This is a genomic window from Streptomyces sp. NPDC057280 (genome assembly GCF_042668605.1).
Lineage (GTDB): Bacteria > Actinomycetota > Actinomycetes > Streptomycetales > Streptomycetaceae > Streptomyces.
In genome coordinates this window covers 592,918-615,154 of the sequence record NZ_JBHUYR010000002.1, presented here as the reverse complement: position 1 = coordinate 615,154, position 22,237 = coordinate 592,918, and the positions used below count along the sequence as shown (strand labels likewise).

Genomic DNA, 22,237 nt, shown 5'->3' with positions numbered 1-22,237 from the left:
TAAGGTCATTTTCCTTGCACCGGGCGGCAGTCCGGGTACTTGTCGCACCACACGGTCTCCGTGACGGTGACGGTGACCGTGGCCCCGGGGTTGTTGTTGCCACCGGCGGGCTCGGGCGTGGCATTGCAGTTGCCCAGCCCGTTCACCTGGAACCACTGCTTCCCGTCGATCTTCGCGGTCAACTCCCCGCGCACGCACTGCCCGTTGACGACCCGGGTGATCTTCCCGTCGACCTTGATGTCCTTGCCGTCGTTGGTCTCGCCGGTGCAGTGCACCTCGGCGACGGCGTTCTCGGTCGCGGTGGGCGTGGGGCGGTTGCCGTAGGAGGCCTGGCAGGTGAGCCACTGCACCTTCGCGTGCTGCCGCTCCAGCTCCTTGGTGACGGTCCGATCGGTGGTGTACGCCACCGACGCGGAACTCAGCCCCGCGGGATCACAGGCGACGACCCCGCCGACGGCCACCACACCGAACGCGACCACCGCGCCGATACGCCGGCCCCGGTGCCGCCAAATCCTCCTCAATACCCCCATGGAGGGCAGCTTCCCACTGTCCCGCCCGACGCGGTAGAGCACATACGGACACTCGTCCCACAATCGAGTGACACCCAGGCGATGAAACCTTCAGGCGCGCAGCAGGAGCCACTCCTGGAGTTCCACCAGGTTGCCCTCCGGGTCCTTGAGGTGGGCGACGCGCATGCGGTCCGTCATCGGGGCGGGGCCGTGCAGGAGTACCGCGCCTCGGGACGTGATCTGCTCGCAGTAGGCGTCCAGGTCGTCGACCCGCAGCACCACCAGCGACCGGTGCCCGCTGGCCTCGTCGCCCAGTTCGCCCAGGATGCCGGCCATCATGGCCCGGTCCTGGAGGGCGATGCCGGCCGAGCCGGTGGTGGGGCTGAACTTCTCGTACGGTCCCTCGGTCGCCCCCGACTGCGGCTTCAGGCCGAGGACTTCGGCGTAGAAGCGGTAGCAGGCGGCGAAGTCGGTGACGAGGAGCCGTACTTGGGCGAGTTCCACGGTGTTTCCCCCGGGGGATCGGTCAGGACCAGCGGCCGGTGCGGCCGAGGAGCAGGGCCGCGGCCGCCGTCCCGGCGGTCGAGGTACGCAACACGGTAGGGCCCAGCACGTACGCCTGCGCACCCGCCTCCTCGAAGAGCGCCAACTCGTCCTTGGCGACGCCCCCTTCGGGTCCGACGACGAGCACGATCTCGCCCTCGTCGGGGAGGTCGGCGGTCGCGAGCGGCCGGCTGCCGCGTTCGAAGTCGGAGTGGAGCACGGCGGCGAAGTCGGCGCCGGCGAGGAGCGCCGCGACCTGCTTGGTCGTCGCCAGGTCCGCGACCTCGGGGAAGCGGACGCGCCGGGACTGCTTGCCGGCCTCGCGGGCGGTGGCCCGCCACTTGCCGAGCGCCTTCAGTCCCCGCTCGCCCTTCCACTGGGTGATGCAACGGGCCGCCTGCCAGGGCACGATCGCGTCGACGCCGACCTCGGTCATGGTCTCGACGGCGAGTTCGCCCCGGTCGCCCTTGGGCAGGGCCTGGACGACGGTGATGCGCGGCTGCGCGGCGGGCTCCTCGCTGACGCCGTCCATCTTGACGATCAGCCGGTCCTTGCCCTCGGTGCCGAGCACGACGCAGTCGGCCCAGCGTCCGGCCCCGTCGGTGAGGATGACGTCCTCGCCGGGCTGGAGGCGTTTCACGGAGACGGCGTGGCGTCCCTCGGGCCCGTCGAGGACGTAGTGGCCGCCGCCACCGGCGTCGAAGTGGTCGACGACGAAAACGGGAGCGGTCATCGCAGCTCACCTCCGGGGGTGTGGAACACCGACAACGCTGTCGTGGCGTCGGCCAGTTCGGCGGCCAGCACCTCCACGAGCTGCCCGGCGGGCAGCGGGCGGGCCATCCGGTGCCCCTGTCCCGCCCACAGGGCCATGCCCTGCGCGTCCTTGGCCTTGGCGGCGGCCTTGCGCAGCGGCGCGGTGAGGTGGTGGACCTCGGGGTAGGCGGCGGGGGCGTACGGGCCGTGCTCGCGCATGAACCGGTTGACGAGCCCGCGGGCCGGCCGGCCGGAGAAGGCCCGGGTGAGTTCCGTCCGCACGAAGAGGGGGTTGGTCAGCGCCTGCTTGTGGAGGTCGGCGGCGCCGGACTCGGGGGTGGCGAGGAAGGCGGTGCCGAGCTGGGCGGCACTGGCGCCGGCGGCGAGGACGGCGGCGATCTGGCTGCCGCGCATGAGGCCGCCGGCGGCGACGACGGGAATCCGGACGGTCTCCCGGATCTGCCCGACGAGTGAGAGCAGTCCGAGCCCGGCGCCGTCGGCCTCGGGGACGTCCCGGTGGGTGCCCTGATGCCCGCCGGCCTCGATGCCCTGCGCGATGACCGCGTCGGCCCCGGCCCGTTCCACGGCGAGGGCCTCGTCGGGGGTGGTCGCGGTGACGAGCGTGAAGGTCCCGGCCCGCCGCAGCGCCTCCAGCACCTCACCGTTCGGCACGCCAAAGTGGAAGGAGACGACGGGGACGGGGTTGTCGAGGAGCACGGCGAGCTTGGCGTCGTATCCGTCGTCCCGCCCGCTGTCGCGGTCGCCGAGCTCGGTCTCGTACCAGGCCGCTTCCCCGGCGAGCTGGTGCGCGTACACGTCGACCGCCGCGGGGTCGGCGTACTCGGGCTGCGGCATGAAGAGGTTGACGCCGAAGGGCCGCCCGGTCAGCCCGCGCAGCTGCTTGATCTCCTGGTACATGCCGTCCGCCGTCTTGTACCCGGCGGCGAGGAACCCCAGCCCCCCGGCATCGGACACGGCCGCGGCCAGTTGCGGGACGGAGACCCCGCCCGCCATGGGGGCCTGCACGATCGGGTGAGGGAAGAGATCGGTCAGCGCGGAGGACATGCCCGCATGTTGTCACGTCCCCCGAACAAGTCCGAATCCGGCCTTCCGCGGGCATAGTCCGCTGGCACGAGAGGGCGCCGGTCACCTGGCGGCACCGGCGCCCGGCCCGTCTCAGCGCCCGTTGAACGCGTCCTTCAGCCGCGAGAACAACCCCTGCTGCCCCGGCTGACTGCGTCTGCCCGGGGGCCGACCCCCGGACCCCCAGCAGCACGCCCAGCTCACATCAGCGCCCGTTGAACGCATCCTTCAGCCGCGAGAACAGCCCCTGCTGCCCCGGCTGGAACTGACCCTGAGGCCGCTCCTCGCCCCGCAGCTTGGCCAGCTCGCGCAGCAGTCGCTCCTGCTCCGGGTCCAGCTTGTTCGGGGTCTGCACCTCGACGTGGACGATGAGGTCGCCGCGCCCGCCGCCCCGCAGATGCGTGACGCCCCGGCCGTGCAGCGGGATCGACTGCCCGGACTGGGTGCCCGGGCGGATGTCGACCTCTTCCAGGCCGTCCAGCGTCTCCAGCGGCACCTTCGTGCCGAGCGCCGCCGCCGTCATCGGGATCGTCACCGTGCAGTGCAGATCGTCGCCGCGCCGCTGGAACATCGCGTGCGGCAGCTCATGGATCTCGACGTACAGGTCACCGGCGGGACCGCCACCGGGCCCGACCTCGCCCTCACCCGCGAGCTGGATCCGCGTGCCGTTGTCGACACCGGCCGGGATCTTCACGGTCAGCGTGCGCCGCGAGCGGACCCGGCCGTCGCCGGCGCACTCGGGGCACGGCGTCGGCACGACCGTGCCGAACCCCTGGCACTGCGGGCAGGGCCGCGAGGTCATGACCTGGCCCAGGAAGGACCGGGTGACCTGCGAGACCTCACCGCGGCCCCGGCACATGTCACACGTCTGCGCGGAGGTCCCCGGCGCCGCACCCTCACCGTTGCAGGTGGAGCAGACGATCGCGGTGTCGACCTGGATGTCCTTCGTCGTGCCGAAGGCCGCCTCGTCGAGCTCGACCTCCAGCCGGATCATCGCGTCCTGGCCCCGCCGCGTACGCGACCGCGGACCCCGCTGCGACGCCGTACCGAAGAACGCGTCCATGATGTCCGAGAAGTTCCCGAACCCGCCGGCGCCGAAGCCGCCCGCGCCGCCGCCCGCCTGGGACAGCGGGTCGCCACCGAGGTCGTAGACCTGCTTCTTCTGCGGGTCCGACAGCACCTCGTAAGCGGCGTTGATCTCCTTGAACCGCTCCTGGGTCTTCGGATCCGGGTTGACGTCCGGGTGCAGCTCGCGCGCGAGCCGGCGGAACGCCTTCTTGATCTCATCCTGCGACGCGTCGCGGCGCACGCCGAGAACGGCGTAGTAGTCCGTGGCCACTTACGACTCCGCCAGGATCTGTCCGACGTACCGTGCCACTGCGCGTACCGCTCCCATCGTTCCCGGGTAATCCATGCGGGTCGGTCCGACCACGCCGAGCTTGGCTACTGCCTCGCCGCCCGAACCGTAGCCGACCGACACCACCGAAGTTGAGTTGAGTCCCTCATAGGCGTTCTCGTGACCGATGCGTACGGTCATGCCCGAATCCCCTGCCTCGCCAAGCAACTTGAGAAGGACGACCTGCTCCTCCAGCGCCTCCAGGACGGGCCGGATGGTGAGGGGGAAGTCATGTCCGAAGCGGGTGAGATTGGCGGTTCCGCCGATCATCAACCGCTCCTCGTTCTCCTCGACGAGTGTCTCCAGCAGCGTGGAGAGCACCGTCGCGACCGTACCCCGATCCTCCACGTCGAAGCCCTCGGGCAGGTCCTCGACCAGTCGCGGCACATCGGTGAACCGGCGCCCCGCGACCTTGCTGTTGAGGCGCGCCCGCAGATCGGCCAGCGAGGCCTCCCCGAAGGGCGCCGGGCAGTCGATCATGCGCTGCTCGACCCGGCCCGTGTCGGTGATCAGGACGAGCATCACGCGCGCGGGAGCGAGCGAGAGCAGCTCCACATGGCGCACGGTGGACCGGGTCAGCGACGGGTACTGCACCACCGCCACCTGCCGGGTGAGCTGCGCGAGCAGCCGCACGGTCCGGGCCACCACGTCGTCGAGGTCGACGGCGCCGTCGAGGAAGTTCTGGATCGCGCGCCGCTCGGGCGCGGTCATCGGCTTGACGCCCGCGAGCTTGTCGACGAACAGCCGGTATCCCTTGTCCGTGGGAATGCGCCCGGCGCTGGTGTGCGGCTGGGCGATGAACCCCTCGTCCTCCAGTACGGCCATGTCGTTGCGCACGGTCGCCGGGGAGACGCCGAGGTTGTGCCGCTCGGTGAGGGCCTTGGAACCGACGGGCTCCTCGGTGCCGACGTAGTCCTGGACGATCGCGCGCAGCACCTGAAGCCTGCGTTCACTCAGCATCCGCGCACACCTCCAGAAGTCGTTCCCCAGGCCCCCGCCTGGCACTCTGTCCGTCCGAGTGCCAGCGATCCCCGCGGCCCAGTGTACGGCGGCGGGGTACCACCCGGGCAAGGTCGGCCCGGGTGTGACCGCCTGTACCGCTAGCGTCGCGGTATGACGGTGACTTGGGAAGAGCTGGGGTGGCAGAGGGTGGCGGCCGGGGTCGGCCGGTGCCGGCTGCCGGTCTGGGACTGCACGGCGGGGCTGGTCGTCGGCAAGGACACGGCCCTGTTGGTGGACGCCGGGTCGAGTCTCGCGGAGGGGGCGCGGCTACGGGCGCAGGCGGAGGCGCTCACCGGGCACCGTGTGACCCATCTCGCGCTGACGCACCCCCACTTCGACCATGTCTTCGGCGCGGCGGCGTTCGCGGGCGCGGAGGTGTTCGGGCCGGTGGGCATGGACACGCTGCTCGAGCAGCAGCAGGCCCGCGCGGAGCTGCGCACGGACGCGGTACGGGAAGGGCTGGCGGAGCACCTGGCCGACGAGGCGGTCGACGCCCTCCCCCGTCCCCGCCACCTGGTCTCCGGCGAGTGGACCCTCGACCTCGGCGGCGGCCGGCAGGTCCTGCTCGCCAACGTGGGCCCCGGACACACCGCCCACGACCTCGCCGTCCTCGTCCCGGGCTCGCCCGAGGTGGTGTTCTGCGGCGACCTGGTCGAGGAGTCCGGCGAGCCGCAGGCGGGCCCGGACGCCGTACCGTCGCACTGGCCGGCCGCTCTGGACCGGCTCCTGGACCTCGGCGGCGAGGACGCGCTGTACGTGCCCGGTCACGGAGCGGTGGTGGACGCGGCGTTCGTACGGGCACAGCGCGACGCCCTGGCGGCCCGCTTCGGCGTGTCGCCCTGACCGGCCGCGGGCTTCTCCTATCGTCATCCGAATGCGCCAGTACTCCGCCGATCTGACCCCGCCGTGGAAGAAGCCGAAGCCCGTCCCGGAGGTCCCGGCCGAGCCCGGCCTGGTGGTGGAGGAGCCGGGCACCGGTTTCTGCGGCGCGGTGATCCGCTGCGAGGCGGGCACGGTGACCCTGGAGGACCGCTTCGGCAAGCTCCGGGTGTTCCCGCTGGAGCCGAGGGGCTTCCTGCTGGAGGGCAGGGTGGTGACGCTCGTCCGCCCGACGTCGCCCGCTCCGGTACGTCCCACCCGTACGGCTTCCGGCTCGGTGGCCGTCCCCGGCGCCCGCGCCCGGGTGGCCCGCGCCGGCCGCATCTACGTCGAGGGCCGGCACGACGCCGAACTGGTCGAGAAGGTGTGGGGCGACGACCTGCGCATCGAGGGCGTGGTGGTGGAGTACCTGGAGGGCGTGGACGACCTCCCCGCGATCGTCGCGGAGTTCGCGCCGGGCCCGGACGCGAAGCTGGGCGTCCTGGTGGACCACCTGGTGCCGGGCAGCAAGGAGTCCCGTATCGCGGCATCGGTCACCAGCGAACACGCCCTGGTCGTCGGCCACCCGTACATCGACATCTGGGAGGCGGTGAAGCCGTCGTCCCTGGGCATCGAGGCGTGGCCCAGGGTCCCCCACGGCCAGGACTGGAAGACAGGCGTGTGCAAGGCCCTGGGCTGGCCCTCGGAGAACACGGGCGCGGTATGGCAGGCGATCCTGAAGCGGGTGACCTCCTACAGGGACCTGGAGCCGGAGCTGCTGGGCCGGGTGGAAGAGCTGATCGACTTCGTCACGGCATGAGAGGCCGCACTGCACCCGCCTCAGGGGCGCGGGGCTGTGCCAATGTGCGTCTCCGCCGCGTGGGCGCGACCGGCCCCCACGCACCCGCAGCCGCCCGGCGGCCTCTCAGTCCACCAGGTCCCGCACCACCGCATCCGCCAGCAGCCGCCCACGAAGCGTCAGCACCGCCCGTCCCTCCGCGTACGCCCCTTCCTGAAGCAGCCCCTCAGAAAGCGCCCGCCGAGAAGCCGCCAGCCCCTCCTCCCGCAGCAGCGACAACGGCACGCCCTCCCTCAACCGCAGCTCCAGCAGAATCCGCTCGACCCTGCGGTCCTCCTCCGACAGCACCTCGCGCCCCGCCCCCGGCGACTTCCCCGCCGCCAGTGCCGCCGCGTACGCGCCGGGATGCTTCACGTTCCACCAGCGCACCCCGCCCACATGCGAGTGCGCTCCGGGACCGGCCCCCCACCAGTCGGCGCCACGCCAGTACAGCTCGTTGTGGAGGCACCGCCCGGCCTCGGAGGTCGCCCAGTTGGAGACCTCGTACCAGTCGAAGCCCGCCGCCGACATCACCTCGTCCGCGATCAGATAGCGGTCCGCGTGGACGTCGTCGTCCGTCATCGGCACCTCGCCGCGGCGGATGCGCCGGGCCAGCTGGGTGCCCTCCTCGACGATCAGCGCGTACGCCGAGACGTGGTCGGGGCCGGCGCCGATCGCCGCGTCCAGGGACGCCCGCCAGTCGTCGTCCGACTCTCCCGGGGTGCCGTAGATCAGGTCCAGGTTGACGTGCTCGAAGCCCGCCGCGCGCGCCTCCGCCACGCATGCCTCCGGGCGCCCCGGCGTGTGGGTGCGGTCCAGCACCCGTAGCACATGCTGCTTCGCGCTCTGCATGCCGAAGGAGATCCGGTTGAAGCCGCCCTCGCGCAGGGTGGCCAGATAGGACGGGTCCACCGACTCCGGGTTCGCCTCCGTGGTGACCTCGGCGTCCGCCGCGAGGCCGAACTCGTCGCGGATCGCGGCGAGCATCCGTACGAGATCACCCGCGGCCAGCAGCGTCGGCGTGCCGCCCCCGACGAACACCGTCCGGACGGGCCGCGGGTCGTCGCCGAGCACCTTCCGCGCCAGCCTGATCTCGTCGGTCAGGGTGTCGGCGTAGTTGTCGCGGGAGGCGAGGACGCCGCCGGTGCCGCGCAGCTCGGTCGCGGTGTAGGTGTTGAAGTCGCAGTACCCGCAGCGGGTCGCGCAGTAGGGGACGTGCAGATAGAACCCGAGGGGGCGCTCGGCGGCTCCGGAGAGCGCGTGCGCGGGGAGTGCGCCGTCGTCGGGGACGGGCTCGCCGTCGGGGAGTGCGGAAGGCATGTGTCCCATTGTCCCGTACGTCGGCGACGGGCCCGGATGGCTCAGTCCGGGCCGCCGGTCGGGGCCCGCTGCCGTATTGCTGGAGGTCCGGACGCATCGAGACAGGAGACCGTCATGGGCACGTCCAGGCCGCTCCGCACCGCCACCTCCACCACCCTCGCCGGCCTCCTGCTCACCCTCGCCCTCGCCGGCCCCGCCACCGCATCCCCCGTCCCCGACCCCGCCGGCGCCACCACGTCCCCCAGCCCCGCCACCGCATCCCCCATCCCCGCCACCGCGCCCTGCACCACCGGCACCGGTCCCTACCAGCGCGAGCTGGAGCGGCATCTGCGGCTCGGGGTGGACGGGCGGCAGTCGGCGGCCGACTGCGAGGCGATCCGCGCCTTCCAGTCCCGCAACGGCGTCCGGCCCGCCGACGGGTACGCGGGCCTCGCCACGTACCGGACCATGCTGGTGGTGGAGGCCCGTCCGGACCCGAACGCGGCCGGCCGCTGCCCGGTGCGCGACCACCGGGTCGCCTGTGTGGACCTGGACCGGCAGCTGATGTGGGTGCAGAGCGGGCGCCGGGTGGTGTTCGCGCCGGTGCCGATCCGCTCCGGCCGCGACGGCTACGAGACCCGCACCGGATGGCACACCGTCTACTGGCGGGAGATCGACCACTACTCCGACCTGTACGACGCCCCGATGCCCTACGCCCAGTTCTTCGACGAGGGCCAGGCCTTCCACGGCAGCAACGGCGACCTGTACAGCGGCGGCTCGCACGGCTGCGTCAATCTGCGGCTCGACGACGCGCGGCGGCTGTGGGACACCCTCGCCGAGGACGACTCGGTGTTCGTGTGGGGCGTCAAGCCGGGCACGGAACGCACCCTCGGACGGGTGACGGCCCCCACAGCTCCGTCGCCGGCGGCACATACGCCACCGCCGACCCCCGGTGCTCGCTGAACCGGCTCAGCTCGTCCTGCGCCGCCATCCGCCGCTGGACGCGGACGAACAGGGCCGGGTCCCGCATAAAGGCGAGGAACAGCAGGCCGCGGTCGTCGGGGCCGTCGTCGTAGGAGTAGCCGCGGCGCAGCATGCGGGCGCCGCCGTCGAGGCGGGGGCTGGCGGCGCGGACGTGGGCGCCGAGCGGGGTGATGTACCGGCCGTGCGGGGTCTTGGCGAAGATGTCCACGTCGTCGTCCTCCCGCCCGCCGTCCAGCGGGGCGCCGTCGGCCCGGCGGCGGCCGATGATCTCCTCCTGCCGCCGCGGGGTGAGGCGGGCGAAGTCGTCGACGCGCAGCCGGATGCGGCGGACGACGAGGAAGGTGCCCCCGTCCTGGTGCCACACCCAGCGCTCGCACTCCTCGGCGGTCGGGTTCGCCGAGCCGTCCTTGAAGCCGAGCAGGTTGCGGGGCACCGAGCCGGTCCGGTGCGGCGGCAGGAAGCCCGGCTGCCGCCAGCGCGGCCGCAGGTCCGGATGGGCGAGCCGGGCCGCCGTGCGGGTGAGGGCGTCCGGGTCGTCGGCGCAGAGCTGGACGAGGAGGTCGCCGCCGCAGCGGGCGGGGTCGAGCCGGTCGCCGGGGAAGGGCGGCAGCTCCCGCAGGGCGTCCGGGGCGAGGCGGGGGCCGAGCCCGACGGTGGCGGTCAGGGACGGGGTGCGGTCCGCTGCGAGGGCCCGGGCCCAGGCGCCGAGCACGGTGCGCAGCCGGCGGGGGCGCGCGGTGAGGTCGTACGACAGGACGAGCGCGGCGCTCTGCTGCGCGGTGGTCACCCCGGGCTGGCGTACGCCGTCGGGGCCGGGGCCCTCGCGGCCGGACCGGGGGTCGGCCGTGCAGCCGGTCACCGCGAGGCCGGTGGCGACGGCGAGGAGGGTCCGGCGGGCGGGGCCGGTCGCTGAGGAACCGTCAAGCGTGTCGAATCCGGCATTCGTTGCCTTGGGCACGAACGGGACGATACATCTGCGGCGTGCGATCGAACCGTTTCCCGCGCCCCGTCCCGTGGCTGGCCGCGCTTGTCCTCCTCCTCGTCTCCTGCGCGCCCGGCGGCGGCTCGCCGGGCAGCTCGGGCGGCACGGCCGGCCCCGCCGTGGTCCGGGTGCCGCAGGACGCCGGCTCCGTCCAGCGGGCGGTGGACCGGGTGCGCCCCGGCGGGCTGGTGCTGGTCTCGCCCGGCGTCTACCGGGAGAGCGTCGTCGTGGCCAAGCCGCGCGTGGTGCTGCGCGGGACGGAGCGCTCGAAGGTCGTGGTGGACGGGGAGTTCGAGCGGTCCAACGGGATCACGGTCACCGGGGCGGGCTCGGTCGTGGAGAACCTGACGGTCCGTGACCACCTCGCCAACGGGGTCCTGTTCACCGGCGTGACCGATGAGCGCCTCCAGGCGGGCGGGGCGGGCGGCGCGGGCTACGACCCGCTGGACACGGTCGCGTTCCCGCCGCTGAAGGGCTTCCGGGCGTCCTATGTGACCGCCTACAACAACGCCCTGTACGGCATCTACGCCTTCGACGCCCGCTCCGGCGTCATCGAGCACTCCTACGCCTCCGGGCAGGCCGACTCCGGGATCTACGTCGGCCAGTGCCGCCCCTGCGACACGGTGGTCCGGCACAACACCGTGGAGCACAACGCGGTCGGCCTGGAGGTGACGAACGCGTCCGAGGGGCTGTATCTGCTGGGCAACCGGGCCGCCCGCAACCGGGTGGGCCTGACTCTCAACTCCAACGACCTGGAGGCCCTCGGCCCCCAGCACGACGCGGTGATCGCCGGCAACGTCCTCACCGACAACAACGACGACCGCAGCCCCGAACAGGCCGACGGGGGCTTCGGGATCGGCGTCGGGGCGGGGGGCGGCCGGGGCAATGTCATCGAGCGCAACCTGATCTCCGGCAACCGGGCGGCCGGTGTCCTGCTGAGCGACGTCCAGGGCTACCCGGCGCGTGACAACACCGTCCGCGGCAACCGGGTCACCGGCAACGGCACGGACCTGGTGCTGGCCACCGGCGCCCCGGCGGGCAACTGCTTCGCGGATAACGGGGAGCCGGTCACCAGCCCCGCGAACCTGAGCACGCTGACCCCCTGCGGCCGCGCCACCCGTACGGAGACCCCGCTCCCCGCCGAACCCGGCACCGGCCGCCGCCCCCTGGGCCGCGCCCACCCGCTCCGGCCCCCGCCCGGCATCTCCTTCCAGGACGCCCCGGCACCCCCCGCCCAGCCGAACCAGCCGGGCCCCCGTACGGCGCCACCGCGCCCGGCCGTGGGCCTGCCGGGCCGGGTGAACCCGGAGGCCTTCCCGCTGCCGGGGTCGGCGCAGGCGGTGCCGCGACGCTGAGCACTTGCCGGAAGGGCGGTGCTGGGCCGTCGATCGGCTGCGGCGCCGTCCTCGCCGGCCGTGCCCACGCGGCGGAGCCGCATATCGATACGGCCCCGCGCCCCTTCAGGGCACTGCCCCACCGCAGCCGACGTCACCCGGCCCGCTCAGTGTCGGCGCGGCTTCCAGGGCCCCTCCGGCAGGCTCCCCTTCGTCACATGGGCCGCCGTCACGTCGACGGTGACCGTCCGGCCGGTGCCGAGCGTCGCGGTCACGCGGCGCAGGTCGCCGTCGGCGTCGATCCAGTACGCCAGCGGGGAGCGGCCGGCGGGCGGCGCCGAGCCCTGGGGGCGGGGCCGGGGGCCGGAGAAGACGTCCAGGGGACGCCCGTCGATCCGGTCGCCGCGCAGCCATGACGGGCCGGACTGGGCGAGCAGCTGGGCGTTGTCGGGCCGGTCGGCGGCCAGGCCGAGGACCAGCCGCAGCCCCGTGTCGAGCGGCCCGCCGACGAACCCCCGCCGCGTCCACCCGCCCGCCCGCACCGCGCGCACCGACCCCAGCACCGCGGACACCGAGGCGTCCGCGCCGGCCGCCACCCCGCCCGACTCCCCCGACCGCACAACTCCCGCTGCCCCACCGGACGCCGGCCCGCCCAACCCCCTCGGCCTGCCCGATCCCCCAGCCCCACCCGACTCCCCCGACCGCACAACTCCCGCCTCCCCACCGGACGCCGGCCCGCCCGACCCCCTCGACCCGCCCAACCCCCGAGCCCCGCCCGACTCCCCCGACCGCACAGCTCCCACCTCCCCACCGGACGCCGGCCCGCCCAACTCCCCCGGCCTGCGCGATCCCCCAGCCCCGCCCAACTCCCCCGACCCCCCGGACCGCACAGCTCCCGCTGCCCCACCCCGGGCGACGGCCACCCCCGACATGTCCCAGGCCAGCAGCCCCCGCGCCGCCTCGTCCCCGGCTTCGTACGCGCCGACCGCCCGATGCCGCCGGTGGTCGACGACCGCGCGGATCACCGTCGTACCCGTCGGCGTCGTGACCCGCACGGTGACCGCCGACGGACTGGCCCGGTACATGCGGAAGCGGGTCACGGCCATCCGCTGGGCCTCGGCGGCGGAGACGGGGCGCGGGCCCTCGTCGGAGCCGGAGACGAGCACGGCGGTCGTGGCGGTGAGTCCGGCCGCCGCGAGGACCGCTCCCGTCACCAGGAGCGTCTTCACCTTGATACGCATGGCTCGTCTCTACAGCCGGGTGGGCCGCCCACCGGTCGACACCGGCGCACGGCCCACCCGACGTTCACCCACGCGGGCGTGTCAGCACTTGCCCTTGCACGGCTCCCCTCGCTTGTTGGCGATCTTCACGACGAGGCCGTCCTTCGACGACGCGGTCCGCAGCGTGACCGCGTACGGCCCGGTGATCGCCTTCTTCGGCAGGACGTAGCCCTCGGGAACGTCCGTCTCCACCAGGTAGTACGTGCCGGCCGGCAGGTCGTCGAAGTAGCAGCGCCCCTTGCGGCTGGTGGCGCAGTCGCCGACGAACGTGTCCTTCTCCGGGCCCCCGCGCTGCAGCCCGGGGCGGCCGTTGCCGTCCCGCCAGAGCTGGAAGACCGCGCCGGCGAGCGGCTTGTGGGTCTTGGCGTCGGTCTTGACGATCGTCAGGCCCAGTTCCTTGACGAGACCGGCGTCGAGGGTGAGGTTCTCGCGCTTGCCGGGCCCGAGGGTGACGACCGGGGAGCAGCCGGTGGCGGGGTCCACGACGGAGTCGTCGCCGTCCCTGCCCGCGTTCTGCCTGGTCCAGTCGTACTCGTCCGGCTTGACGAAGCAGACCCGGTAGTCGCCGTCCGGCAGGTTCGTGAACAGGTACTTGCCGTTCTCGTCGGTCGTGGTCGTCCTGATGACCTTGCCGGTCTTCGGGTCGACGAGCTTGACCGTGATGCCCGCGGCGCCCTTCTCGCCCTTGTCCTGGATGCCGTCACCGTCGGTGTCGTACCAGACGTAGTCGCCGAGCTTGTTGACCGGCCCGACCAGGCCCGCGTCGACGTCGTGGTTGACGTGGCCGGGGTCGCCGACCTTGACGGCGGTCTTGCCGGCGGCGTCGACGTTCGAGTCGATCGCCCGGTTCGAGCCGGCTCCCTTCAGCGTCCACTTGATCTCGTCGAGCGCCGGCTTGCCGGGCAGCTTCGAGGTGTCGATGCCGCTGTAGTCGAAGGCGACCTGGTAGTCGGTGTTCGGCTTCAGGCCGTCCGCGGTGCCGACGTAGTACTCGCCGTTGGCGTCCGTGGTCGTGGTGAGTGTGTTGCCGTCCTTGTCCTTCAGGGTGACCTTCACCCCGGCGACGGGCGGCTCGGAGGGGTCCTGGATGCCGTCGCCGTCGGTGTCGTACCAGACCCGGTTGCCGATCTGGACGGGTGCCTGGTCGCAGATCATCTCCAGGTCGGCGAGGCCGTTGCCCTTGCCGAAGAGGTTGGCGCCGTCGCTCCAGGTGGACTTGAGCTTCAGGTTGGCCTCGATGGCCCCGGAGTCGGCGGTCCAGCGCCGTACGCCCTGCTCGTACGCCTGGTTGGTGTACGGGTCGTAGGCGGTGGTCCACAGCTTGTTCCGGTACGGCTGGAGGACCAGGCCGCCCTCGTCGATCTGGTCGTGCTGGGCGTCGGCGAGGGTGGTGAAGTCGGTGTAGAACTCACCGCCGCCGGGACCGCGCTTGTCGCCCGGCAGGGCGCCGGTCAGCCCGCCGCAGCCGCCGTTGTTCTCCAGCGTGTACGTCGTGCCGGACCGACAGGCCCGCAGAGTGTCACCGGCGGCGACGGCCGAGACCTGCGTGTCCGTGGAACGGTAGGAGTAGGTGCGGTTGCCCTGCATGTCGGCGAAGCGGTCGCGGTAGCCGAGGATCAGGTCGCCGTTGTCGGCGATCTCGATGTTGGCCAGCATCGGCTGCGGGGCGGAGACGAAGCCGTGCTCCTCCTTGAGCGGGACCCGCTGGTTCCAGGCCTCCCAGTCGGCGCTCATCCACTGGCCGACGGTGGTGTTGTCGTCGCAGCGGTAGAACACGGACGGGGAGCCGGTGAAGCGGTAGGCGCAGCCACGCGCGTAGTCGAGTCCGTGGCTGAACAGCTCGCTGAACTGCCCGCCCTTGAACTCGTAGACGTGCGCGCTGAGCTTGGACGGGTCGCCCCAGGCCACATCGCTGGACACGGTCGTCTCGGCGCCGCACACCCCGCCGACCACGACCCGGGCGCCGCGCACGCCGATGCCGTACGGGTGCCAGTCGCCGACGCAGGAGGCGGGCTTGGGGATGGCGTACGACGCCGGGGTGCCGGCGGTGACGGCGTCGCCGGTGCCCTGGATGGGCACGGCGTAGAGCTTGGCGTCGTTGAGGTTGACGGCGTAGAGCGTCTTGCCGTCGCCGGAGACGTCGACGTCGCCGAGGCCCTCGCGTCCGACCTTGGCGTAGACGGCGTCGTCGTGGAGGTAGTGGTCGCCGCTGTCGTGCGCGGTCAGGGTGCCGGGCAGGGTGACGAACGGCTTCAGCGCCTTGCTGCCGGCGTTGTAGCGGTAGATCGCGTTGACGGGGCCCGCCGGGCCGTACTCCGTGTGGCGTTTGACCGAGGTGCCCGCGTAGACGTTGCCCGTGCGGTCGGTGCCGATGCCGAACACCGCCTGCTGCTGGGTGTTGTCGGTCAGCTGGGTGAGCGGGCCGTCCTGGTAGCCGGCGAAGTTCGAGGCGAAGGAGACCAGGCCCTGCTGTCCGGTCGCGTCGCCCTTGGCCAGGCCGCAGGTGACCAGGGCCGGGTTCTCCTGGCAGTACAGGTCCGGCTCCCAGAAGCCGGTGGTGTAGGTGACGTTCCTGCCGCCGCCGACATCGACGAAGCCGACGCCGGAGCGGATGACGTCGGCGCCGGTGCCGAGCCCCGCGACGGCCGGGGAGAGGGTGCCCGGGGCGGGGTTGGTGACCTGGATGCGGTACTTGCCGCCGGTCAGGGCCGTGGACGCCGGGGTGAACACGGCGGTGCCGTCGGCGCCGGTCGTCGCGGTCAGGGTCGCGCCGGCGTCGTCGGTCAGGGTCACCTTGACACCGGACAGGCCGGGTTCCAGGACACTGTCGTACGCCCCGTCGGCGTCGACCTCCGTGACCACGCGCACGGTGACCGTGCCGTCGCCCGCTCCGGCGGCCAGGGCCACCGAGGTTCCGGCCGAACCGGCGAGCGTTCCCGCCGCCAGCAGCGCCAGACTGATGCCGCCCAGTCCGGGCGCTTTCCAGTTTCTGTGCAGCACGCTTCCCTCGTCTCATGAAAACGGCCCCCACCGCTCATGTATGGAAAGTGTGAAGAACTGCCAATCGGGCCATTCGAAGGAACGTGCGGGTGATGACGGCCCGTCAGCTTTACTCCGCTTGCAGCACCAGCAGGGCCAGGTCGTCGTCGGGCGGACGGACGCCGAACTCGTGGACCAGGCGTTTGATGCGCTCGGCGATGAGCGGGGCGGTCAGGCCCGCGCAGCCGGCGAGGGCCGCGGCGAGTCCGTCGCCGTCGTCGAACTGACGGGAGCCGCTGCGCCGCTCGGTCACCCCGTCGGTGACGCACAGCAGGGTGTCGCCCCGGCGCAACTCGATGATCTCGCTGGAGTACACGGCGTCCTCGACGACCCCGAGGAGGGTCTGCGGCTGCGCGACCGTGCGGACCCTGCCGTCCGGTCCGAGGAGCAGCGGCAGGGGGTGGCCGGCGGAGGCGAGGGTGCACTGGACGCCGCCGTCGAAGGGGCGCAGCTGGCCGAAGAGAAGGGACAGGAAACGGGTCTGCGGGCCGTCGGCGGGGCCGGCGGGGCCCACCGGTCCGACGAAGGCGCGGGCGGCGGCGTCCGCGGCCTCGGTGGCGTCGTCGAGGAGGAGCTGGTTGAGGCGGTCGAGGACCTCGGCGACGGCGTATCCCTCGCGGGCCAGCAGCCGCAGCCAGGGCCGGGCCAGGCCGATCACCACGGCGGCCTCGGGTCCCTTCCCCTGGACGTCGCCGATGGCGAAGCACCAGCGGCCGTCGCCGCAGGGGAACAGGTCGTAGAAGTCGCCGCTGGGGCCCGCCTTGTCGCAGGGTTCGTGGACGAGGGCGCTGCTCACGCCGGGGATCTCGGCGACCGCGCCGGGCAGCAGTCCACGCTGGAGGACGGCGCTGATGGTGGCCTGGCGGGCGTACTGGCGGGCGGCGCTGATGGCGAGGGCGACGCGGCGGCCGAGGTCCTCGACCAGGCCGGTGATCTCGTCGGGGAAGCGCAGCAGGCCCGCCCGCCCGATGACCAGGGTGCCGAGCGGACGGCCGCCGGCGATCAGGCGGTACGCGAGGGCCGCGCCGTGCAGTCCGTGCGGGCCGAGGGCCTCGCCGGGCCAGGGGAAGGGGACGGGGCCCGAGCGGGGCGGGTCCGGCAGCCGCGGCACCTCCTTCTCCAGGGCCCGGCGCAGGTCCTCGATGAGGTTCTCGCTGCCGTGCCAGACGCGGGCCAGCCGCGGTCCCGGTCCGGCGATCCCGTCGGCGCCCCAGCCTCCGATGCCGCCCCCGCCGTCGGCCTCGGTCGTGCGCGGGGAGCCCCAGCGGCCCATGAGCTCGTCCTCCAGCCACACCGCGCACCAGTCGGCGAGCCGCGGCACGATCAGCTGTCCGGCGAGCGCGGCCACCAGGTCCTCGTCGAGCTGCCCGGCGAGCAGGTCGGAGGCCTCGGCGAGGAAGGACAGGGCACCGCGGTTGAGCCACTCCCGGTCGCGCTCGGCGCGCGCGGGTTCGGGGGCGAGGATCTCGGCGACCCGCAGGCCGTGCTCCCCCGGGTACGTGTCCAGGTCGCCGGCGGTCGCGTCGTCCTCGTCGGTGAGCCGGGCCCACACCGTCTTGGAGCCGGTGCGGTAGGTGACGCCCCAGGACTCGGCGAGGGTGGCGACGAGACGCAGACCGCGCCCGTACTCGGGTGTGCCCCGGCCGAGTTCGGGGGTCCCGGGGGCGTACTCCGGTGCCGGGTCCGGCGCTTCGGGGGCGCCGGCGCGCGGGGCGCGCGACGGGTGGTGGTCGGTGACCTCCACGACGACCGCGCCCGTGTCCTCCATACGGCAGTCCAGTTCGACGTCGGTGCCCGCGTGCACGACCGCGTTGGTGACGAGTTCACTGGTGACGATGGCGAGGTCGCCGGTGACGCGTTCGGTGAGCAGTTCCGCGCCGGGCAGGGCGAGTTCGGCCCATTCCGTGAACGCGGCGCGCAGCAGTGCGCGGGCGGCGCCCGGCGCCTGGGAGCTACCGGGGAGGACGGCATGCGCCCGGGCGCACGAGGGCACGCGGTCGGGCACAGGCGCATCAGAGGCACGGGAGTCGTTCTCCCGTTGCGCCGGAATGGCCCCCATGTCGAGCTCCCCGAGCAGTTCGGACGAATACGCCTCGGTCGATGCGGACAGAGTGACAGACTGGCTGCGCCCATAAGCGCCGAGTTACCGAAGTGGGCCGCCATGAGTGAGAACAGTGCTACGCGTGTGCTCGAAGACGGACACATTCAGGACCACATTCGAGCATCGGATCTGCGTCCGCTGCTCGCCGCGATGACGGCCGCGCGGGACGGGCACTTCTCCAAGGTGCCGGAGACGGGGCACGGCCCCGTCGTGGCCGAGCTGTCCGCGATCTTCAACCAGCTGGTGGACCGGAACGTCCATTTCACGACGGAGGTCCAGCGGGTCAAGCGGGAGCTGGTGCGGCACGGCCGGCTCGACGAGCGGCTCTCCCCGAGCCCCGGCGCCGGTGCCTGGGCCTCCCGGGTCAGCGACGTGAACCAGCTGCTGGACGCCCTGGTCGCCCCGGCCGCCAACGCGACCCGGGTGCTGGACGCGGTGGCGGGCGGTGATCTGACGCAGCGCGTCGATCTGCACGACGGCAACCGGCAGTTGCGGGGCGATCTGCGGCGGCTGGGCCGGGCCGTGAACAAGATGGTCGACCAGCTGTCCCTGTTCACCGGCGAGGTGACGCGGGTGGCCCGCGAGGTCGGCACCGAGGGGCGGCTCGGCGGACGCGCCAAGGTGACGGGCCTGTCGGGCAGTTGGCGGGATGTGACCGAGGCGGTCAACACCATGGCGTCCCGGCTGACCGCGCAGGTCCGTGACATCGCCCTGGTGACCACGGCCGTCGCGCGCGGCGACCTGACCCGCACGGTCACCGTCGAGGCCACCGGTGAGCTGCTGGAACTGAAGCTGACCGTGAACACGATGGTGGACCAGCTGTCCGCCTTCGCCGACGAGGTCACCCGCGTCGCCCGCGAGGTCGGCACCGAGGGCCAGCTGGGCGGGCGGGCCCAGGTGCGGGGCGTGTCCGGCGTGTGGAAGGACCTGACGGACAACGTCAACTTCATGGCGTCGAACCTGACGTCCCAGGTGCGGAACATCGCCCAGGTCACCACCGCCGTCGCCAACGGCGACCTCTCGCAGAAGATCACGGTCGACGCGCAGGGCGAGATCCTGGAGCTGAAGTCGACCATCAACACGATGGTGGACCAGCTGTCCGCCTTCGCCGACGAGGTCACCCGCGTCGCCCGCGAGGTCGGCACCGAAGGAAACCTCGGCGGACGCGCCCAGGTGCGGGGCGTGAGCGGCGTCTGGAAGGACCTCACCGACAACGTCAACTTCATGGCGGACAACCTGACGTCGCAGGTCCGCAACATCGCCCTGGTCTCCACCGCGGTGGCCCAGGGCGACCTCGGCAAGAAGATCACGGTCGAGGCCAAGGGCGAGATCCTGGAACTGAAGTCCACGATCAACACCATGGTCGACCAGCTCTCCGCCTTCGCCGACGAGGTCACCCGCGTCGCCCGCGAGGTCGGCACGGAAGGAAACCTCGGCGGCCAGGCGCAGGTGCGAGGCGTGTCCGGCGTCTGGAAGGACCTCACCGACAACGTCAACTTCATGGCCCTGAACCTGACGTCACAGGTCCGCAACATCGCCCAGGTGACCACCGCCGTCGCCAACGGCGACCTCTCCAAGAAGATCACGGTCGACGCCCGTGGCGAGATCCTCGAACTCAAGGACACCGTCAACACGATGGTGGAGCAGCTGCGGGCCTTCGCCGACGAGGTGACCCGCGTGGCCCGCGAGGTCGGCACCGACGGCCGGCTGGGCGGGCGCGCCCAGGTGCTGGGCGTGAGCGGTGTCTGGCGGGACCTGACCGACAACGTCAACTACATGGCCGACAACCTGACGTCACAGGTGCGGAACATCGCCCAGGTGACCACGGCCGTCGCCAACGGCGACCTCTCCAAGAAGATCGACGTGGACGCGCGCGGCGAGATCCTGGAGCTGAAGACGGCCATCAACACCATGGTCGACACGCTGTCCTCGTTCTCCTCCGAAGTGACCCGCGTGGCCCGCGAGGTCGGCTCCGAGGGCCAACTCGGCGGCCAGGCCCGGGTGGAGGGCGTGTACGGCACCTGGAAGCGCCTGACGACCAACGTGAACGAACTCGCCTCCAACCTGACCACCCAGGTCCGCGCGATCGCCGAGGTGGCCTCCGCGGTGGCGCAGGGCGACATGTCCCGCTCGATCACCGTGGAGACCCAGGGCGAGGTCGCCGAGCTGAAGGACAACATCAACCTGATGGTGGCCAACCTCCGCGAGACGACCCGCGCGAAGGACTGGCTGGAGTCGAACCTGGCCCGCCTCGCCGCGCTGATGCAGGGCCACCGCGACCTGATGGAGGTCGCCGACCTGATCCTGCGCGAGCTGACGCCGCTGGTGAACGCCCAGTACGGGGCGTTCTTCCTGGCCGACCCGGACGAGGACGGCGCCTCCATCCGCACGACGGTTCCCACCAAGGGACTGGCGTTCATCGCGGGCTACGGCTCGGCCCAGGGCGCGACCGTGGAGACCGGCGGCCTTCCCGTGCACGGCCTGGTCCGGCAGGCGGCGCGTGAGAAGAAACGCATCCTCGTCGAGGAGGCCCCGCCGGACTACATCAAGATCAACAGTGGTCTGGGCGAGGCGGCCCCCACGAGCGTCGTCATCATCCCGATCCTCTTCGAGGACAAGCTCCTGGGCGTCATCGAACTCGCCTCGTTCTCCCGCTTCTCCGATGTGCACCTGGCGTTCTTCGACCAGTTCGTGAACACCATCGGCGTCGCGATCAACACCATCATCGCCAACTCCCGCACCGAGTCGCTGCTCGGCGAGTCCCAGCGCCTCGCGATGCAGCTCCAGGAACGCTCCGACGAACTCCAGAAGCAGCAGGCGGAGCTGCAGCGCTCGAACGCCGAACTGGAGGAGAAGGCCGCCCTGTTGGCCACGTCCTCGCAGTACAAGTCGGAGTTCCTGGCGAACATGTCCCACGAACTGCGCACCCCGCTCAACTCCCTGCTCATCCTGGCGAGGCTGCTCTCCGACAACCCGGACGGTCATCTCTCCGACCAGGAAGTGCAGTTCGCGACGACGATCCACCGCTCCGGCTCCGACCTCCTGCAACTCATCAACGACATCCTGGACTTGTCGAAGATCGAGGCGGGCCGGATGGACGTCCGCCCGAAGAAGCTCCCGCTGATCAAGCTCCTCGACTACGTCCACGCCACCTTCCGCCCGCTCACCCTCGACCGGGGCCTCGCCTTCGAGGTGTCCGTCGGCGAGGACGTGCCGCGCGAGATGTACTCCGACGAACAGCGCCTCCAGCAGATCCTGCGCAACCTGCTGTCCAACGCGATCAAGTTCACCGCGACCGGCCGGGTCGAACTCCGGGTCAACCGCATCAAGGACCCCGAACACCGGTTCATCCGCGAGAGCGACGACGTGGTCGCCTTCGCCGTCTCCGACACCGGGATCGGGATCGCGGCCGAGAAACTCCCGGTGATCTTCGAGGCGTTCCAGCAGGCCGACGGCACCACCAACCGCAAGTACGGCGGCACCGGCCTCGGGCTGTCCATCAGCCGCGAGATCGCCGGCCTGCTCGGCGGCCGTATCGTCGCCGAGAGCGAACCCGGCCAGGGCTCCACCTTCACGCTCTACGTCCCCGTCGTCAGCCCCGGCCACTCGGCGACCGGCCCGGTCCCCGAGGACCGCTCCCTGCCCGCGGTGCCGGAACAGCTGTCCGCGGAGCCCTTCACGGCCACCCACGACGTGGACGACGCCTGGCCCGCGCCGACCAAGCTGGAGGCGTGGAAGTCGGGCCGGGCGGGGCAGGTGCTCCCCGGGCGCCGGGTGCTGATCGTCGACGACGACATCCGCAACGTCTTCGCGCTGACCCATGTCCTGGGCCGGGTCGGCATGCCCGTCCTCTACGCCGAGAACGGCCGCGAGGGCATCGAGACGCTGGAGCGCAACCCGGACGTCGAACTCGTCCTGATGGACATCATGATGCCGGAGATGGACGGCTACGAGACCATCGCCGCCATCCGCCGCACCCCCCGCTGGACAGGCCTGCCCATCGTCGCGCTGACCGCGAAGGCGATGCCCGGGGACCGGGAGAAATCGATCGCGCGGGGCGCCAACGACTACGTACCCAAACCGGTGGACGTCGACCAGCTGCTGACCGTCGTGTGCGCACTCCTCGACCCCGAGGGCGCGGACGGCACCGATCCCGAGGCGCCGACTGCCGTAGAGGAACGGGACCCGACAGGAGAAGTGCCGGTTCCGCCGACGACTGAATGAGGCACAGTCACC

The 22,237-nt window shown here is 72.2% G+C and carries 16 protein-coding genes; 5 read left to right on the top strand and 11 right to left on the bottom strand.

The window, feature by feature from the left end:
- Nucleotides 1-5: 5 nt before the first annotated feature.
- From ACFUO4_RS13320 to hrcA, 6 genes are all read right to left on the bottom strand, one after another.
- Nucleotides 6-530: a hypothetical protein gene (locus ACFUO4_RS13320; RefSeq protein ID WP_128112401.1), complete on the bottom strand. Its 525-nt coding sequence runs from the start codon at nucleotides 528-530 to the stop codon at nucleotides 6-8.
- A 90-nt stretch (nucleotides 531-620) separates the two neighbouring features.
- Nucleotides 621-1,013, bottom strand: a complete 393-nt coding sequence (locus ACFUO4_RS13315) for a VOC family protein (RefSeq protein WP_383483531.1) — start codon at nucleotides 1,011-1,013, stop codon at nucleotides 621-623.
- 22 nt (nucleotides 1,014-1,035) lie between these two features.
- On the bottom strand, nucleotides 1,036-1,785 hold the full coding sequence (locus ACFUO4_RS13310) for a 16S rRNA (uracil(1498)-N(3))-methyltransferase (protein WP_383483528.1): 750 nt from the start codon (nucleotides 1,783-1,785) through the stop codon (nucleotides 1,036-1,038).
- The gene (locus ACFUO4_RS13305; RefSeq protein WP_383483525.1) at nucleotides 1,782-2,870 is read right to left on the bottom strand and encodes a nitronate monooxygenase; all 1,089 of its coding nucleotides are present in this window, start codon (nucleotides 2,868-2,870) and stop codon (nucleotides 1,782-1,784) included. Before ACFUO4_RS13305 ends, ACFUO4_RS13310 begins: the two co-directional genes overlap by 4 nt.
- A gap of 223 nt (nucleotides 2,871-3,093) precedes the next feature.
- Nucleotides 3,094-4,227, bottom strand: a complete 1,134-nt coding sequence (gene dnaJ / locus ACFUO4_RS13300; RefSeq protein WP_079312886.1) for a molecular chaperone DnaJ — start codon at nucleotides 4,225-4,227, stop codon at nucleotides 3,094-3,096.
- Entirely contained in the window at nucleotides 4,228-5,244 is a 1,017-nt protein-coding gene (hrcA, locus tag ACFUO4_RS13295) for a heat-inducible transcriptional repressor HrcA (protein WP_079312888.1), read from the bottom strand. It abuts the gene before it with no gap.
- A 153-nt stretch (nucleotides 5,245-5,397) separates the two neighbouring features.
- On the opposite strand from hrcA, the gene ACFUO4_RS13290 reads away from it, so the two are divergent.
- Both ACFUO4_RS13290 and ACFUO4_RS13285 read left to right on the top strand, forming a co-directional pair.
- Complete coding sequence (locus ACFUO4_RS13290; RefSeq protein ID WP_383483520.1) at nucleotides 5,398-6,129, top strand: MBL fold metallo-hydrolase; 732 nt, start codon at nucleotides 5,398-5,400, stop codon at nucleotides 6,127-6,129.
- Between the two features lie 31 nt (nucleotides 6,130-6,160).
- Nucleotides 6,161-6,964 (top strand): DUF3097 domain-containing protein, encoded by an 804-nt coding sequence (locus ACFUO4_RS13285; RefSeq protein ID WP_079312892.1) that lies wholly within the window; start codon nucleotides 6,161-6,163, stop codon nucleotides 6,962-6,964.
- Nucleotides 6,965-7,069: 105 nt separating this feature from the next.
- On the opposite strand, the gene hemW is transcribed toward ACFUO4_RS13285, so the two are convergent.
- The gene (gene hemW / locus ACFUO4_RS13280; RefSeq protein ID WP_383483517.1) at nucleotides 7,070-8,302 is read right to left on the bottom strand and encodes a radical SAM family heme chaperone HemW; all 1,233 of its coding nucleotides are present in this window, start codon (nucleotides 8,300-8,302) and stop codon (nucleotides 7,070-7,072) included.
- Between the two features lie 114 nt (nucleotides 8,303-8,416).
- Between hemW and ACFUO4_RS13275 the strand changes: the two genes are divergently transcribed.
- Entirely contained in the window at nucleotides 8,417-9,244 is an 828-nt protein-coding gene (locus ACFUO4_RS13275; protein WP_383483514.1) for a L,D-transpeptidase family protein, read from the top strand.
- Here ACFUO4_RS13275 and ACFUO4_RS13270 read toward each other — a convergent pair.
- Nucleotides 9,147-10,223, bottom strand: coding sequence for a Dyp-type peroxidase (locus ACFUO4_RS13270; protein WP_383483511.1), 1,077 nt, complete (start codon nucleotides 10,221-10,223; stop codon nucleotides 9,147-9,149). The two genes, ACFUO4_RS13275 and ACFUO4_RS13270, sit on opposite strands and share 98 nt — an antisense overlap.
- 23 nt (nucleotides 10,224-10,246) lie before the next feature.
- Here ACFUO4_RS13270 and ACFUO4_RS13265 point away from each other — a divergent pair, with 23 nt between their 5' ends.
- Entirely contained in the window at nucleotides 10,247-11,602 is a 1,356-nt protein-coding gene (locus ACFUO4_RS13265; RefSeq protein WP_383483508.1) for a right-handed parallel beta-helix repeat-containing protein, read from the top strand.
- 146 nt (nucleotides 11,603-11,748) lie between these two features.
- On the opposite strand, the gene ACFUO4_RS13260 is transcribed toward ACFUO4_RS13265, so the two are convergent.
- The 3 genes from ACFUO4_RS13260 to ACFUO4_RS13250 all read right to left on the bottom strand — a co-directional run bounded on the left by ACFUO4_RS13260 (nucleotide 11,749) and on the right by ACFUO4_RS13250 (nucleotide 17,959).
- Nucleotides 11,749-12,822, bottom strand: coding sequence for a hypothetical protein (locus tag ACFUO4_RS13260; protein WP_383483505.1), 1,074 nt, complete (start codon nucleotides 12,820-12,822; stop codon nucleotides 11,749-11,751).
- 81 nt (nucleotides 12,823-12,903) lie between these two features.
- Complete coding sequence (locus ACFUO4_RS13255) at nucleotides 12,904-15,861, bottom strand: SdrD B-like domain-containing protein (RefSeq protein WP_383483502.1); 2,958 nt, start codon at nucleotides 15,859-15,861, stop codon at nucleotides 12,904-12,906.
- A 109-nt stretch (nucleotides 15,862-15,970) separates the two neighbouring features.
- On the bottom strand, nucleotides 15,971-17,959 hold the full coding sequence (locus ACFUO4_RS13250) for a SpoIIE family protein phosphatase (RefSeq protein WP_383483499.1): 1,989 nt from the start codon (nucleotides 17,957-17,959) through the stop codon (nucleotides 15,971-15,973).
- A gap of 102 nt (nucleotides 17,960-18,061) precedes the next feature.
- Between ACFUO4_RS13250 and ACFUO4_RS13245 the strand changes: the two genes are divergently transcribed.
- Nucleotides 18,062-22,225, top strand: coding sequence for a HAMP domain-containing protein (locus tag ACFUO4_RS13245; protein WP_383483496.1), 4,164 nt, complete (start codon nucleotides 18,062-18,064; stop codon nucleotides 22,223-22,225).
- The last annotated feature ends 12 nt before the right edge of the window (nucleotides 22,226-22,237 follow it).

What these genes read in the sequence shown, in the direction of transcription:
- ACFUO4_RS13310 (WP_383483528.1), bottom strand. Translation starts at nt 1,785, where the DNA reads ATGACCGCTCCCGTTTTCGTCGTCGACCACTTCGACGCCGGTGGCGGC.
- ACFUO4_RS13245 (WP_383483496.1), top strand. Translation starts at nt 18,062, where the DNA reads ATGAGTGAGAACAGTGCTACGCGTGTGCTCGAAGACGGACACATTCAG.
- ACFUO4_RS13305 (WP_383483525.1), bottom strand. Translation starts at nt 2,870, where the DNA reads ATGTCCTCCGCGCTGACCGATCTCTTCCCTCACCCGATCGTGCAGGCC.
- ACFUO4_RS13290 (WP_383483520.1), top strand. Translation starts at nt 5,398, where the DNA reads ATGACGGTGACTTGGGAAGAGCTGGGGTGGCAGAGGGTGGCGGCCGGG.
- ACFUO4_RS13285 (WP_079312892.1), top strand. Translation starts at nt 6,161, where the DNA reads ATGCGCCAGTACTCCGCCGATCTGACCCCGCCGTGGAAGAAGCCGAAG.
- hrcA (WP_079312888.1), bottom strand. Translation starts at nt 5,244, where the DNA reads ATGCTGAGTGAACGCAGGCTTCAGGTGCTGCGCGCGATCGTCCAGGAC.
- ACFUO4_RS13260 (WP_383483505.1), bottom strand. Translation starts at nt 12,822, where the DNA reads ATGCGTATCAAGGTGAAGACGCTCCTGGTGACGGGAGCGGTCCTCGCG.
- ACFUO4_RS13275 (WP_383483514.1), top strand. Translation starts at nt 8,417, where the DNA reads ATGGGCACGTCCAGGCCGCTCCGCACCGCCACCTCCACCACCCTCGCC.
- hemW (WP_383483517.1), bottom strand. Translation starts at nt 8,302, where the DNA reads ATGCCTTCCGCACTCCCCGACGGCGAGCCCGTCCCCGACGACGGCGCA.
- ACFUO4_RS13320 (WP_128112401.1), bottom strand. Translation starts at nt 530, where the DNA reads ATGGGGGTATTGAGGAGGATTTGGCGGCACCGGGGCCGGCGTATCGGC.
- ACFUO4_RS13250 (WP_383483499.1), bottom strand. Translation starts at nt 17,959, where the DNA reads ATGGGGGCCATTCCGGCGCAACGGGAGAACGACTCCCGTGCCTCTGAT.